This is a genomic window from Mogibacterium diversum, assembly GCF_938028775.1.
Lineage (GTDB): Bacteria > Bacillota > Clostridia > Peptostreptococcales > Anaerovoracaceae > Mogibacterium > Mogibacterium diversum_A.
The window spans coordinates 36,763-51,468 of sequence record NZ_CALIZG010000007.1 but is presented as its reverse complement, the minus strand read 5'-3'; the positions used below and the strand labels follow the sequence as shown (position 1 = coordinate 51,468).

Sequence of the window (14,706 nt, the reverse complement as noted above, 5' to 3'; positions counted from 1 at the left end):
TTATTTAAATTTATTACAATTTTTCAACAATTTAACTAAATATTACAATGTTATTATCCGCTCCATTTTATGACGCATACCAGATTATTGTTATTTACTGTATATAAAAAGCCTGAGCAGTCAACAAAGGATATAACTCCCTGTTAACGTTCAGGCTATCATCAATCATAATGATTCGAAATTCTCATATGGCATGTTTATTCAATATACCATACTATCACTACCAGAGTCCCAAGAAATGCTGAAGAATGAGGCTAACTGTTGTTATGCCTAACCAGCAGATTGCCCCAAGAGCAAGCGGTTTTCCCCCTGTCTTTATAAGCTTCACTACATTGCTATTTAGACCTATTGCTCCCATGGCCATGACTATAAGGAATTTGCTGAGCATCTTAAGTGGTTCGAATACACTTGCATCTACTCCGGCTGATACAACTATAGTAGTTATCAAGGAAGCAACTATAAAATACAGTACGAACATTGGAAATGCGCGCTTTAGGCTAAATGAATTTCCAGCTTCAGCTTTGCCACGAATGCTACTTTTCTTTTTCGCTGTACAAACTGCAAGTACTAGTGTAATTGGAATTATCGCTAGTGTTCTAGTGAGCTTAACTGTTACGGCTTTATCGAGCGACTGCGTTCCAAGGTGCCACATACTGTCCCACGTAGACGCAGCTGCTGTAACCGAAGATGTGTCATTTACAGCCGTTCCGGCAAAAATTCCAAATGCTTCTCCACTAGTCGTGCTCATGCCAATCATATGTCCAAATATGGGAAATATCAGCGCTGCAATAACATTAAAGAAGAATATAACCGAGATTGACTGCGCTACCTCATCATCAGTAGCATCGATTACAGGCGCTGTTGCTGCTATAGCAGACCCTCCACATATAGATGACCCGACTCCTACAAGCATAGCTGAATTTACATCTACCTTCATCACCTTTTGCATCATGTATGCTAGTACAAGGGATGTCGAAATTGTACAGACAATAATCGGCAGTGACTGGGCACCAGTATCGAGGATAACTCCTAAATTAAGTCCAAATCCTAATAATACAACCGCCATCTGCAGGATATACTTTGAAGTAAACTTTATCCCCTGACCAAATCTGCCTTTATCAGTCCAAAAAAGAGTAATAACCATACCTAGAAGAATTGAAAAAACCGGTCCGCCAACAACCGGTATAAATTTACCAAGTAGCCAGGCTGGTATAGCAATCGCAAGGCAAACGATCAGTCCCGGCAATTTGGTTTTAAATAAATTCATGTAAATCTCCTCGAAATGCTGTAAATAAGCTATAAGTATACTAATAATATATCACAAACAGTCTAAAATTTCATATTTTGTGAGAGCTATTATGCCCCACCTTATCTGGGGTTTGCTTCAAGCCCTGCAACACTTGGATCAAGAGATATACGTCCATCTTCTAATACAAAGCAAGGAATGCCAACGCCTCCCGCTTCTTTTACTTCTTTAAAGATTTCTGCGTTGTCCTTTGAATCTCGTATCCTAAGGAACTCTTTCATCTTAAGCACATGCTCTCCTATTTCTATATACTCATATTCATCTTCTAGACCAGAGATTTGATCTAGAAGATAAGAACAATCGGGGCAAGTAATCATTCCGTAAATTTTAATCATTATACACCTCTCTTAAAATACTTTCGTGGTCCACTCTGTACAGTCCCACACCTCTGTCGCTACATCTTCATAGAAGAACGGATCGTGACACACCATCAAGATGCTTCCCTTGTATTCGTTTAGCGCTCTCTTTAACTCGTCTTTAGCATCTACATCTAAATGGTTAGTCGGCTCGTCGAGCACTAGCAAGTTAGAAGGTCTATTTAGAATTTTACATAGTCTAACCTTTGCCTGTTCTCCTCCTGACAGCACTTTAACCTTGCTCTCAATGTGCTTCGTCAAAAGACCGCATTTTGCAAGAGCCGCTCGCACTTCTGCTTGTGTATAAGACGGAAATTCCTTCCATACAGCCTCAATGCAGGTACTGTCATCATCAGTTCCGTCTTCCTGTGCGAAATAGCCGATTTCAAGTCCAAAGCCCTTTTCTGAAGTTCCAGAGATCGGACTTATAAGCCCGAGTAAACTCTTAAGGAGTGTCGTCTTACCAATTCCATTAGCACCTGTGAGAACCACTCTACTCCCCCTCTCAAGGGAAATATTAAGCGGAGAGGATAAAGGTTCATCATATCCGATAACTAAATCCTTAGTCGTGAAAATAAACTTTCCAGGCGCCTTGGAGTACTCAAAGTGAAACTCTGGCTTAGGCTTCTCGACAATTTTCTCAATAAGCTCCATGTTATCGAGTTTTTTCTTACGTGACATAGCCATATTTCTAGTGGCAACTCTTGCTTTATTTCTATTTACAAAATCCTGAAGCTCTGCAATCTCCTGTTGCTGTCTGTTATATGCAGCCTCCCTCTGAGCCTTCTGCATCTCAAAGACCTCAAGGAAATGATCGTAGTCGCCTACGTATCTGTTAAGCTGTTTTTCATACATGTGATAAATAGTATTGATTACGCTATTTAGAAATGGGATCTCATGAGAGATTAGGATAAATGCATTTTCGTAATCCTGTAGGTATCTAGTCAGCCAGGCGATATGTTCCTCGTCGAGGTAGTTTGTCGGCTCATCGAGAAGTAAAATCTCAGGCTTCTCTAGTAAAAGCTTACCAAGAAGAACCTTCGTACGCTGACCGCCTGAAAGCTCTGATACATCACGGTCTAACCCGAGCTCCGTTAGACCTAGTGCACGTGCGACCTCACTCACCTTGGCATCGATCATATAGAAATCATGCGCAGTTAGGAGTTCCTGAAGTGTGCCAGCTTCCTCCATATACGAATTCATAGTTTCTTCATCCACATCAGCCATCGACATATACAGCTCGGTGATACGTGATTCCATATCATATAGATAGTCAAAAGCGCTAGCTAGAACGTTTTCTATCGTCATGCCCTTCTTGAGTACAGAATGCTGATCAAGATAACCAACACGTACATTCTTGGACCACTCAATCTTGCCCTCATCTGGTTGTAAACTACCAGTTATTATATTCATAAAAGTAGACTTTCCTTCACCATTGGCACCGATTAAACCGACATGCTCTCCTGGAAGAAGCCTAAATGAAACATTCTCAAGAATTGCTCTATCACCGAATCCATGTGAAACGTTTGAAACAGTTAAAATACTCATTAATCTCTTTCACTCCTATATATGCAAATATAAATCTATTGTCAAAATTCACGTCTCTAAATTATACACTATCACTACTATATTGTAATGCTTAAGCTGATATTAAGATTTAGAAGTTTATGCAAAATAATAAGGGTACACATAGGCACCCTAATCTGAATATTGTGTTGGTTATACGGCTTGGCATATCGCCTTAATCAGCTATTATTTTGAAGGCGATGGAGTTGGCTCACAAACTGCTGTATAGTGTGCTTTTCTCGCTTTGAAAGTCTCATCCTTAAATAGGTTCATGAGTCTACCTTCGTTCTCAAAGATATCCTGACCATGTAATGCTTTTCCAGATAGAATATCGTGAGCATGATGAAGAGTAGCTGGATCGAACTTGAGTCGTAATGCTCCATCCATCATAACGAGCTCACCCTTAAGTCCGCAAAGCTCGCACTCAGCTTCGTTGGTATCTGGGTGGATATAGAAGTTGTTACCATGACAGTGAGGACATGCACCCTTGTGACCCTTGAAATAGTCAAGCTTATCGTTTTCTGGATCCATAATCATGAGATTTCTCTCTGCGATGTCCTTCGCAGCTTCAACCAGATTCCTTCCGATTTCCTTCACGCGAGCAACCTTGTCATCCTGCATGAGAACATCCTTTGACCAAGAGAAGTAATCGTTATCCACAACCTTCCAGCCAGGGCTCATAGCGAGCATTGCGTGATCAGTCTCAGTACGCACAGCCCAGTCAGATCCGCCAATTCCGAGGAATGAAATCGCTCTCTGCTTAAAATACTTCATTGGTAGTGGCTCCTTGCCCTGTTCCATCATCTTTGCCTGACATCCGAGCATTAAACCAGTATCATGACCAGGCCCCATTCTATCCATTAGGTTATGGAACATACCTGTACCACCTGACTCAAATATTGGGTCTACAACTAGTATTCCGTCTGAATCGGTCATCTTCTCATATAGCGCTGCAAAGTCATCCTTCTGCGAACAGACCATCCCCTTGCCCATTACGAGAGCTCTTGAACAAGCGACACATCCAGTACATGGCTTGATGTTCCAGTCAAATAGATGGATAAACTCTATATCGCACCCCATCTCCTTTGCCTCTTCAAGTGCAACGCGACACATAGTGTCATTATTACCGTTCTTTGTTCCTAGAGAAATTCCTAAAATTTTCATACTCAATCCCCCAACATTTACCATAAATCATCCATTTATAAGCACTTGTTAAAAACAAAACACTGCTTACAACTAGATATTACAATAGGAGGATTCATTTGTATAATTGATATATACACATACGTATCATAACTGTTATGTTATGAACCGCTAGCCTATAAACCCATTACTTTTAGTCCATATCAGCTTCGATTTACGTTTAACTACATTAAACTCCCTTTTATATCTTTCAAGATTAAATTCATCTTGTGGTATGTTGTAAATAAGAACCTCTCTTTCCTTATACCTCTCCCATGCATCTGATGACATATAATAAACTTCCTCTATATCAGCTAACTTTTCTTCTCCCTTCTCATCTTCATACGAATACTCCCTATTTGGTCCTTTCCAAATTACTTGTTCGGAATAAATGCTATCGTTATTAGTTCTATGTGTACGATTCAAAACTAGAATGAGTGTTTTTCCGTCAGATGAGATAACACGATCAACGTCTCGATACTTCTCACTAGTTTGCATACTATCTTTTACCCACTTTATTTTCGCCTCTTTGTATGGCATATAAATCCTGTGATTATCGTAATAGTCCCAAGCACCTACAGCTACGATTGCTGTAAATATGACCGATATCAAAATTGTTAGTTGTATCTTTAAACTAATTCTCTTACGTATTCTATTAAGGGATTCATATATACTTTTATTTTCATTATTGACCGTATTAATATATGTTTCATCTACAGATAACTTTTTAAGCTCTTCACTACAGTTTTCACATTCTTCTATATGTTCATCAACTAGAGTTTTACTATCGTTAGACAAGACCTCATCGACATACAAAGGCAGTAAGTCTCTAATCACGTCACAGCTTATCTTCATTTTAAAACCTCCAAACTATCCTTTATCTTTAAACGACTTCTGTGGTAAGTAACGCGTGCCCAACCGTCAGATTTACCGAACAATGACCCTATGTCACTAAACGATAAGTCGGCATAAACCCTGAGCATAAAAACTTCTTTATATGGCTCATCTAAAGCATGGATTGCTGCTCTTAATTCAGCTGACTGTTCTCTGTCTAGAATAATGCTCTCGACACTGTCACCAACAAGGTTATCTGACTCATCGCATTTTAACTCACACAGACGGTTATTCTTATTTACATAAGTAAAATAAATATTCTTAGCAATTTGGCAAAGCCACACCCTGGCACTCGATTCTCCGCGGAACGAATCAAGGTTTTTAAGCGCTCTAAAGAAAGTCTCCTGTGTAATCTCTTCGGCAAGTAAGGAGTCTTTACACATAGAGAAAATGTATCTATAGACCGAGGTGAAATATTCACGATATAGCTGGTCTAAATCCATCATATCCTCCTTTAGTATTTGCGTTTCTATATATATGACTCTGCTTAATCTAAAACGTTACAAGATACTCTCTTATATTTTAAATATATTCAAATAAAAAAAGAAAGTCCATGAGTATAACACCGACTTTCTTAGAATATGTGAAAAATATTTAATTAGCTTAGCTTTTATCCTTTAAGCTCTTCAAGTAGCTGCATGACTGTCTTGTTTAGTGCAGGATGGCGGAGATGAGGTGCAATCTGAGCTAATGGAGCTAGTACAAAATCTCTCTTATGCATCTCGATATGAGGAATAGTAAGATTATCTTCCTCAATTATACAGTCATCATACATGATAATATCGAGATCCAGAGTCCTTGGTCCCCAGTGCACCTTCCTCTCGCGATGTGCCTCAAGTTCAATTTGCTGTAGCTCGCTAAGGAGCTCTTTAGGAGATAGTAGCGTATCAACTTGCAGTGCTCCATTTAAGAAATCATCCTGCTCAACATCACCATAAGGCTCTGTTTTAATATATTCAGATACTTTATTAACTCTGCACCCTTCAATTTCTCCTATACTCTTAACTCCGAAGTCAAGGTATGCCTTTTTGTCACCCATATTTGATCCGATAGCGATGTAAGTATTGTGCCAGAAGCGCTCAATCTTAACTGAAGCCTCTCTAAGAGGAAGTCCAATCGGAGCCCATGGCTTCTTAATCTCAACAGAGACACCCTTCACCATATCATATCGGAGCAGCATTGCCTCCGCTAACTCTTCAGCAGCAGCTTCAAGAAGCTTCACGGTATGAGTTTTAGTGTATTCGGTGACAAATGATGCTACATCACCATAGTTAATCGAATCCTCTAGCTCATCTGTCCTGCCTGCCAGTCTAGTATCCGTATACAACTTTATCGTAAATACGAACTTCTGCCCTAAGGTATTCTCTTCAGGGAAAACCCCATGATTTGCAAAGACTTCAAGGTCAGTTATTTTAATCTCATCGTACATATTCCGTCTCCTCGTGTACGTTCAAGCTTTGAAAATTATCGGTCAGCAAGTAGTATTTGTAAACCTATCCTAGATACGCTCCCTCAGAATTGCCTGCATAGTCTTCATCGCACGATAGTTCTCTTTTACATCATGAACTCTAAATATAGACGCACCCTTAGCCACACCGTAAACAGTAGTTGCAACTGTTGCCTCAACTCTCTCTTCAACAGGAAGGTCAAGAATCAGCCCGAGAGTAGACTTTCTAGAAGTTCCGAGCAAAATCGGTAGCTCTAACTCCTTCATCTTGTCTAGGTGATGCATAGCTATAAGATTGTGTTCGGGTTTCTTACCAAAACCAAATCCAGGATCCATTACAATCTTGTCCATACTTACGCCGTGAGCCTTAGCGATATCGATACAACCACGCATATCATCTAGCCACTCTTTAACAAAATCAGTGTATTCGGTATTATTTCTATTGTGCATGAGGCAAACTGGGACATCATACTTTGCTACTGCCTCAGCAACCTTCTCATCGTACTTAAATCCCCATATATCATTAACCATATCAGCTCCGCATTCAAGAGCAGCCAGAACAACTGAACCCTTGTAGCTATCAATTGATACTGGAACATCAAATCGCTCTTTGACTGCTTTTATTACAGGCATGATTCTCTCAATCTCTTCCTGCTCCGTAATCTGAATATGTCCAGGTCTAGTCGACTCACCGCCGATATCAATAATTGTAGCACCTTCATGAATCATCTCTTCAACGTGACGCAGCGCACTATCCATGTCGTTCCACTTACCTCCGTCAGAAAATGAATCGGGAGTGAAGTTAAGGATCCCCATTATGTAACAGTCGTTTTTTAAATCAAAGTTTTTATTTCCAATTTTCATTTTATTCCTTATCCTTTCCACATAACTATTGTGGACTTAGCAATAATGAACCACATTAGTACTTGATGTTCAGATTCTTCTTATCATCTGGCCACTTACAGGTATCACGTGCATCACAGCTCAAGCATAGACGCGACTCCTTATCCGCACGTTTAATTACGTATGATAGTCTCTCTATTAATCCGCTAGTCTCTTCGGGTTCATAATGACCTCGATGATCACGAATTGCAGTAATTATCGCTTCTCGCTCCTTTTCGCAGTATGATGACCTCTTCAAGATTTCCTTTGCAATCCTAGCGCCTGCTTCATCATGAGGAATGCCATCAGTATACTCCTTACTTCGTCCAATATCGTGAAGTAGTGCTGCAGCGTATATGACATCCTTCTGTATACATAAAGCCTCTTCAACCGAAAGAATATACGCTATGCGAGCTACATCCATCATATGGATAAAGTCATGTTTACAGTAAATCCTATTAGCTTCAGCACATTCAATTTCTTTCATACACCTTAGCCAATATTCATCACGGTAGATAGACTCAAGCCTCTTCATAGACTCATTGTTATTAGAAGTAATGTCACTACAAGTATTAATATTTATTACAGAATAAGCCATTTAATCTACTACCTATGCTCTAACATTCTAAAGAATGTATTTTGTAGGCATTCATCGTTCTCGAAGCTTCCGCGCGCCATAACCGTAACTGTCTTGGTTCCAGGTTTCTTGATACCACGCATAGTCATGCACATATGTTCAGCTTCAATCATAACCATAACGCCCTTTGGATTTAGCTCCTCCATGAATGCATCAGCAATCTGCGAAGTCATTCTCTCCTGAAGCTGCAGTCTCTTAGCAAATACCTCAACCGTTCTAGCCATCTTGCTAAGTCCAATTACCTCGCCATCAGGTATGTATGCGATAGCAACGCGTCCATAAAACGGGAGCATGTGATGCTCGCATAGTGAGTAAAACTCTATGTCCTTTTCAAGAACTATGTCATTGTTCTCAACATCAAAGCGTTTCACTAAGTGTGTGCTAGCAGAATCAGTGTATCCACCTGCTAACTCTTCATACATTTTTGCAACACGTTCAGGTGTTTCGAGCAACCCCTCTCTCTCTACATCCTCTCCGATTCCCTCGAGTATGAGTTTTACCCCTTCCATGATTTTTTCTCTATCCATTGTTCGTCCCCCTTTTTTCTACAATCCTTTTTACATCACCAAGAAATGATAACGAGCCACATACGAGGATAACATCATCCTTACTAGCATATTCATACGCTTTCTCCATACCCTGGCAAATGCTGTCTGCCGCCTCGGCATTCTCCGAATAAGCGAGTACTTTTTCTCTAAGTTCATGCGATGGCATAGCTCTGTCGTTATTTGGTGTCTCAACTGTTATAACCTGCTTTGATAAAGGGACTAAATGTGCGAGCAGTTTATCGTACTCTTTGTCTTTAAATACCCCGATTACCAATATAACCTTTTTATCTCCAAAATACTGACGGATCGATGACTCAAGTGCAATTGCCGCTCCCTCGTTATGAGCGCCATCTATAATTACAGTTGGCTCCTTAGAAAGTTCCGTAAATCTACCTACCCACCTTGCAGCTTTTAGACCATCATACACCGCTTTATCTGAAATGAAGTATCCTTTGTCTCTTAGCGCCTCTACTGCCAATAAAGCTAGTGATGCATTGCTGAATTGGTGCGTTCCTGCAAGCGATATGGTCACGTTATCCCACGTGCGATAATTAAAGCGTTGTTCTCCAATTCCATATGAAATCGGTTCAATAGCAGCTTCATCAACCACTCTGAGTTCAGATCCAAGTTCAGCGCACTTAGCAGCTAGCACATCTTCAGCATCATCATGCTGCTTAGCACTTACCGCTATGGTATCAGGCTTTATTATGCCAGCTTTCTCACCGGCGATTTCCCTAATAGTCTCTCCAAGAAATGCCATGTGGTCCTTGGAAATTGGCGTTATCACTTCAACCAGGGTTGTACCTACGACATTCGTCGCATCCTCTCTGCCACCTAGTCCAGTCTCTAATACTACGAAGTCGCACCTTCTGCTCTTGAAATATAACATAGCAAGAGCCGTTTCAGCTTCGAATAGTGTCGGTGAATTAAGTCCATCCGCCTCCATGCTGCTAATCACTTCGGCTATCTCTGTCGTATGACGTGCAAGTTCATCGTCTGCTATATGAACACCATTTACCTGAAACTGTTCTCCGTATTCAAAAAGCCACGGAGAAAAGTAGCACCCCGTGGTATATCCTGCTTGAATTAAGATACTGGATAGATACGAGAGAATCGACCCTTTGCCATTGGTGCCAGCGACATGAATAAACTTTAGCTCATCTTGTGGATCACCCAGTCTGTGGAGTAGCTCGCGCATACTGTCCAGGCCAAGTACACTTCCGTATCTAGATAGTTCATCCAGATATACTCTTGACTCCTTGTAATTCATTTATTGCTCCTAACTTGTTTTAACTCCATATATTTTAATGCAGTTAGTGAATTCTATCAAGTGATATTCGAAACACAAAAAACCTCCCTGTTCAAAACAGAGAGGTTCTGCATCAGCATTAAGCTGTCAAAATTATTTTACTATCTTGTAGTAGGTTCGTGATGTCATCTTAAATATCACAAAATATATCACGAAGAATACACCGATTACCAAGCCGAAGTATGTTCCATACTGCGAGAATTGATTTACCCCGAACATCTTTAATAGTTGATAAACAATCTTAGATGCCACTATGCAGTGTGCGATTGCTACCACAAATGGTGCATAAAACATCCATACAATCTGAGAAGCCCCTGTTCTTTTAATTAGATTATCACTAAGTCCTATCTTCTTCATAATCTGATACTTTTCTCTGTCTTCATAACCTTCGCTTATTTGCTTATAGTAGATTACGAGGATGGTTCCAGTTAGGAAGATTATGCCGATAAGTACTCCGAGAAATAGGAATCCGCCGTTTAGTTCATATAATCCTTTTAGTGCCTCTGCTCTACTCTCGAGTGTATATCCATTATCATTCTTTAGCTTGCTTAGGCTGTTATCATAAGAATTCTTATCTATCCCAGACACATTCCATTCTATGCTGCACTTTATCGAAGAATTTTCCATATTTTTATTTTGGATATTATACGTCTTCAGTACAGAAGCTATATACTGCATAGTAGATAGATCTTTTACAACAAGTGCATAACTATCTACATTTGCACTAGAGAGGATTTTATTATCAATTTCTCTCACTTTAAAGGTGCGGTCACCGATTTTGAGGCTACTCATATTGAGAGCACCTTTTCTATTCGAAGTCATTAGCACTTCATCATCTTTAATAGAAATATTTTTATTGAGCTTTTTATTATAACTATCAAGATCATACGTGAACATGAAATACGGTGATGTTTTCGCATCTCTCGTATATGTCTCAAATGAATTCCCGTTTTTTGCTACAGCAGGATTCATGCTGAGTTCTATAAAAGAGTCCTTTATCTTCGCTTTGCCTGTAACAGTCTGACCCACTCTATTTTCAAGATTTTTCTGAATATCTTTGAAGTTATTCTCATCTACAGCTGTATCACTTGTTAGAATGTAATCTCTTGAAAATGCGATAAAGCTATCTCCATTTTTCTGAATATTAGAATAGATGGTTGCTGTAGCTGATAGTGTGATGATAATACCAACACTCATAACGGCTATACTTGCAAGGGATACTGCATTGCTCTTCATCCTATAAATCAGCCCACTGACACCGAGAAACTTCTCTGGCTTAAAGTAGCTTTTTCTTCTTCTCTGCATCTTCAATATAATAATTGAAAATGAGATGAATAGTAGATATGTAGCCGCTATAACCAGTAGTGATGCTATGAAGAAATTAACCAGTGAGGAAAGCGTCCCTTCTGTTGTTAGGGCAATTCCATATCCGCCGCATAGAGCTACTAATCCTATAATTGTTAAAACAAATCTTGATTTCGGTTCACCCTCGCCACTATGTTGTTTTCCTAGTAACTGCACGGGTGTCGTCATATATATTCTATAACTGCTTCTTGCGATAGTTATGAAATATAGTCCTAGCATAGTAATAGAGCATACAATCATCGCAGTTATACTGAATGGATAATCCATGATTCTGCCCGTTACATCATGCATTAATCTATTGAGTCCCAAAAATGAAATCTGTCCAAAAATGTAACCTCCCACCATTCCGAGTATCGCTATGATTGAGAATAATACGAAGAACTCAATGCTTATGATTTTACGAATGTGTTTCTTCTCAAGACCAAGAATTGCATATAGAGCAAACTCTTTATTGCGCTTTTTTAGTAAAAAATTAGTCGTGTACATTACGAATATAATCGTAAAAATTCCTACTACTACAGCTCCCATAGTGATAAGTTCGGGAAGAGTTTTATGTCTCGTCTGAACATACTTATTGTTGATAAGTGAGATCATGATGTTGAAAAGCATAAGCATAATTCCAGATGATAATACAAATGGTATCTCCAAAATTCTGTTTGCCTTTAAATTTTGAAAAGCAAACTTTCTTGCCATCGAAAACGTCATTAGTTATCACCTCGATTCAGCATGAATTGAGCCTGATTTATACGCTCCATGAACGCCTCTTGTCTTTCGTTCTCACCTCGATAGATTTCGTGATAAACGATACCGTCCTTTATAAAAAGTACCCTTTTTGCATAAGATGATGCCCTCAGCGAATGAGTAACCATGATGATGGTCTGTCCAGCTTCATTTATCTTGCAAAACATCTTCAGGAGGCTTTCCGACGACTGCGAGTCTAGTGCGCCAGTAGGCTCATCAGCAAGAAGAAGTGCGGGGTTTGTTATTACTCCCCTAGCGACTGCGATTCTTTGCTTCTGACCTCCTGAGATTTCATAAGGGTATTTTTCAAGAAGTTCACCGATTCCAAGAGCGGATTTGAGTTTACTGAGCCTGTCCTTCATAACAGCCTCTTTTTCATTAGATAGAACAAGCGGAAGGAATATGTTATCCCTATTATTGAACTGATCTAATAAGTTAAAATCTTGGAATACGAAGCCCAATTCTCTTCTACGGAAATCAGATATCTCGCTGTCCTTAAGGAGACTTGTATCTTGTCCATTTAAAATTACTGATCCTGAGGTTGCTCTATCGAGAGTGGCAATTATATTAAGAAGCGTAGTTTTTCCTGCTCCCGACTCACCCATTATGGAAATGAATTCGCCACTATCAACCGAGAAATTCACGCCCTTTAGGGCATCTGTTGTCACTTTTCTAGTTTTATACGTTTTCTTTACGTCTTTTAATTCTAAGATTGCCATACCTTTAGTCACTCCTTTTTCTTTATGCTCTAATTTTACATATCGTAATCAATCGCTGCATTTATCTAATATGACAATCGATAAGAACAACCTTACAATTCTGAAAGATTAGTTTGAAGGAAATCTAATCGAGAACACACTCCCGACATTCAAGGTCGACTGAGCATTTACTTTGACGTTAATTACATTCGCAATAGTTTTGACTAGATATAAACCGAGACCGCTGGATTTTTCATTAATTCTTCCGTTAAATCCAGAATAGCCTCTGTCAAATATTTTACCTAAATCCTCCGAACGTATTCCAATTCCAGTATCACGGATTTTAAGTGTATTTGAATCCTCTTCAAAAGTTATCTGTATAGTTCCTGATTCGGTGTATTTAATCGCATTTGCTAAAATCTGTTCTATCAATATCGATAGCCACTTGGTGTCTGAAATAACATTAGCTGAAATATGATTGTAATCTAAGGATATGTGTTTCTCAATGAACAGTATCGAATACTTCTTAAGTAGACTTCTAATTAGAGAATCTAGGCTAATAGATGTAATATCCATATCTGCATCCCTATCCATCAATTTCAGATAGTTTATGGCCATGTTAGTATATTCTTCGATATAAAACATCTGTTCTTTAAGTTTATTCTTATCTTCAAACTCGCTCTTTTGTAATATTAAATTTGAAACAGTTATGGGTGTCTTAATCTGATGAACCCATAATAAGAAATATTCTTCAAGTTCTCGCCTATCAATTGTGGCTTGATTTAACAGCTTTCTGTTTTCTATTTCAAGCTCCTTCGATGTTATCTTGTAATTTTCTTGTCTTGTATAGTTTATCCATTCGATAAAAAGGAATATCGCACTAATAAAAGCAACACCTTTTACTCCAAGCCAAAAGTATTCACGTTTGAAATTTGCAAATTCAAAGACTATTCCGAAAACACCTGTTGTGTAGATTAACGTTGAAATTATCTTATATTCATTTTTTAAAAAATCGCTTACTTTACTCATATTCTCTCTACCTTAAGAAATACCCAATGCCCTTTTTTGTTTGAATTAAATCTTCAAAGCCAATTCCGTTTAACTTTTTTCTTAGCCTCGTCATATTTACAGCAAGTGTATTGTCATCTATAAAGTCATCACCTTGCCAGCAGTGATTAATTATGTCTTCTCTCTTGGCTATCTGTCCTTTCATATTAAACAAACTTTCAAGTATCAGCAGCTCTGTTCTAGTTAGTTCAACTGTGACGTCCTTACCTTCAAGCAGTGCGGCAGACAGATTTAAAGTCAATTCTCCATATGTTATCTTTTCGGAATCCACCGTGTAATCATAAGCTCTTCTAAGTACAGCCTGTATCTTAGCCCTGGTAACTGCAATATCAATAGGCTTTGTAATATAATCATCCGCTCCAAACTGAATCGCTTGAATCATATCCATCGATTCTGAATGAGATGAAATGAAAATTATAGGAACATTAGATTCTTGTCTTATCCTTTGCGTCCAATAAAACCCGTTATACTGAGGAAGTGTAATATCCATTAGAACTAAATCTGGCTCAAACTCTTTAAAATCATCATATACATCATTAAAGTTATCAATCCCACGAGTCTCGTATCCCCACTGGGAAAGTTCTTCGCTTATGATTGAACTGATGTTTTTATCATCCTCCACAATTAATATTCTAAACATGCTTTATACTCCTATTATCATGAGATATCTATTCTTGAGATGTATTTGCACTATATTCATGCTTTCA

The 14,706-nt window shown here is 38.9% G+C and carries 15 protein-coding genes; all 15 read right to left on the bottom strand.

Annotated elements, in window-relative coordinates; translation table 11 throughout:
• Nucleotides 1–220 precede the first annotated feature (220 nt).
• The gene (locus Q7O90_RS01030) at nt 221–1,267 is read right to left on the bottom strand and encodes a YeiH family protein (RefSeq protein WP_304126384.1); all 1,047 of its coding nucleotides are present in this window, start codon (nt 1,265–1,267) and stop codon (nt 221–223) included.
• A gap of 101 nt (nt 1,268–1,368) precedes the next feature.
• Nucleotides 1,369–1,641: a glutaredoxin-related protein gene (locus Q7O90_RS01025; RefSeq protein ID WP_304126381.1), complete on the bottom strand. Its 273-nt coding sequence runs from the start codon at nt 1,639–1,641 to the stop codon at nt 1,369–1,371.
• A 12-nt stretch (nt 1,642–1,653) separates the two neighbouring features.
• Nucleotides 1,654–3,210 (bottom strand): ABC-F family ATP-binding cassette domain-containing protein, encoded by a 1,557-nt coding sequence (locus Q7O90_RS01020; RefSeq protein ID WP_304126379.1) that lies wholly within the window; start codon nt 3,208–3,210, stop codon nt 1,654–1,656.
• Nucleotides 3,211–3,414: 204 nt separating this feature from the next.
• Nucleotides 3,415–4,392: a flavodoxin family protein gene (locus tag Q7O90_RS01015; protein ID WP_304126376.1), complete on the bottom strand. Its 978-nt coding sequence runs from the start codon at nt 4,390–4,392 to the stop codon at nt 3,415–3,417.
• A 150-nt stretch (nt 4,393–4,542) separates the two neighbouring features.
• The gene (locus Q7O90_RS01010; RefSeq protein WP_304126373.1) at nt 4,543–5,265 is read right to left on the bottom strand and encodes a zf-HC2 domain-containing protein; all 723 of its coding nucleotides are present in this window, start codon (nt 5,263–5,265) and stop codon (nt 4,543–4,545) included.
• A complete protein-coding gene (locus Q7O90_RS01005) occupies nt 5,262–5,747 on the bottom strand; it encodes an RNA polymerase sigma factor (protein WP_304126371.1) in 486 nt (161 codons plus the stop codon). The genes Q7O90_RS01010 and Q7O90_RS01005 overlap by 4 nt, the downstream gene beginning before the upstream one ends.
• Nucleotides 5,748–5,914: 167 nt before the next feature.
• The gene (gene folK, locus Q7O90_RS01000) at nt 5,915–6,733 is read right to left on the bottom strand and encodes a 2-amino-4-hydroxy-6-hydroxymethyldihydropteridine diphosphokinase (RefSeq protein ID WP_304126368.1); all 819 of its coding nucleotides are present in this window, start codon (nt 6,731–6,733) and stop codon (nt 5,915–5,917) included.
• Between the two features lie 69 nt (nt 6,734–6,802).
• A complete protein-coding gene (gene folP, locus Q7O90_RS00995) occupies nt 6,803–7,615 on the bottom strand; it encodes a dihydropteroate synthase (RefSeq protein ID WP_304126365.1) in 813 nt (270 codons plus the stop codon).
• Between the two features lie 55 nt (nt 7,616–7,670).
• Nucleotides 7,671–8,231 carry an HD domain-containing protein gene (locus Q7O90_RS00990; protein WP_304126362.1) on the bottom strand — a complete coding sequence of 187 codons (561 nt, stop codon included), beginning with the start codon at nt 8,229–8,231 and terminating at the stop codon, nt 7,671–7,673.
• Nucleotides 8,232–8,239: 8 nt separating this feature from the next.
• Nucleotides 8,240–8,797, bottom strand: a complete 558-nt coding sequence (gene folE / locus Q7O90_RS00985) for a GTP cyclohydrolase I FolE (RefSeq protein ID WP_304126359.1) — start codon at nt 8,795–8,797, stop codon at nt 8,240–8,242.
• Nucleotides 8,790–10,088, bottom strand: coding sequence for a bifunctional folylpolyglutamate synthase/dihydrofolate synthase (locus tag Q7O90_RS00980; protein WP_304126356.1), 1,299 nt, complete (start codon nt 10,086–10,088; stop codon nt 8,790–8,792). The genes folE and Q7O90_RS00980 overlap by 8 nt, the downstream gene beginning before the upstream one ends.
• Nucleotides 10,089–10,220: 132 nt before the next feature.
• Complete coding sequence (locus tag Q7O90_RS00975; protein WP_330667020.1) at nt 10,221–12,185, bottom strand: FtsX-like permease family protein; 1,965 nt, start codon at nt 12,183–12,185, stop codon at nt 10,221–10,223.
• 11 nt (nt 12,186–12,196) lie between these two features.
• Nucleotides 12,197–12,952 carry an ABC transporter ATP-binding protein gene (locus Q7O90_RS00970; protein WP_298573095.1) on the bottom strand — a complete coding sequence of 252 codons (756 nt, stop codon included), beginning with the start codon at nt 12,950–12,952 and terminating at the stop codon, nt 12,197–12,199.
• Between the two features lie 108 nt (nt 12,953–13,060).
• Nucleotides 13,061–13,960 carry a sensor histidine kinase gene (locus Q7O90_RS00965; RefSeq protein ID WP_304126346.1) on the bottom strand — a complete coding sequence of 300 codons (900 nt, stop codon included), beginning with the start codon at nt 13,958–13,960 and terminating at the stop codon, nt 13,061–13,063.
• A gap of 7 nt (nt 13,961–13,967) precedes the next feature.
• Nucleotides 13,968–14,639, bottom strand: coding sequence for a response regulator transcription factor (locus Q7O90_RS00960; protein WP_273134570.1), 672 nt, complete (start codon nt 14,637–14,639; stop codon nt 13,968–13,970).
• Nucleotides 14,640–14,706 lie beyond the last annotated feature (67 nt).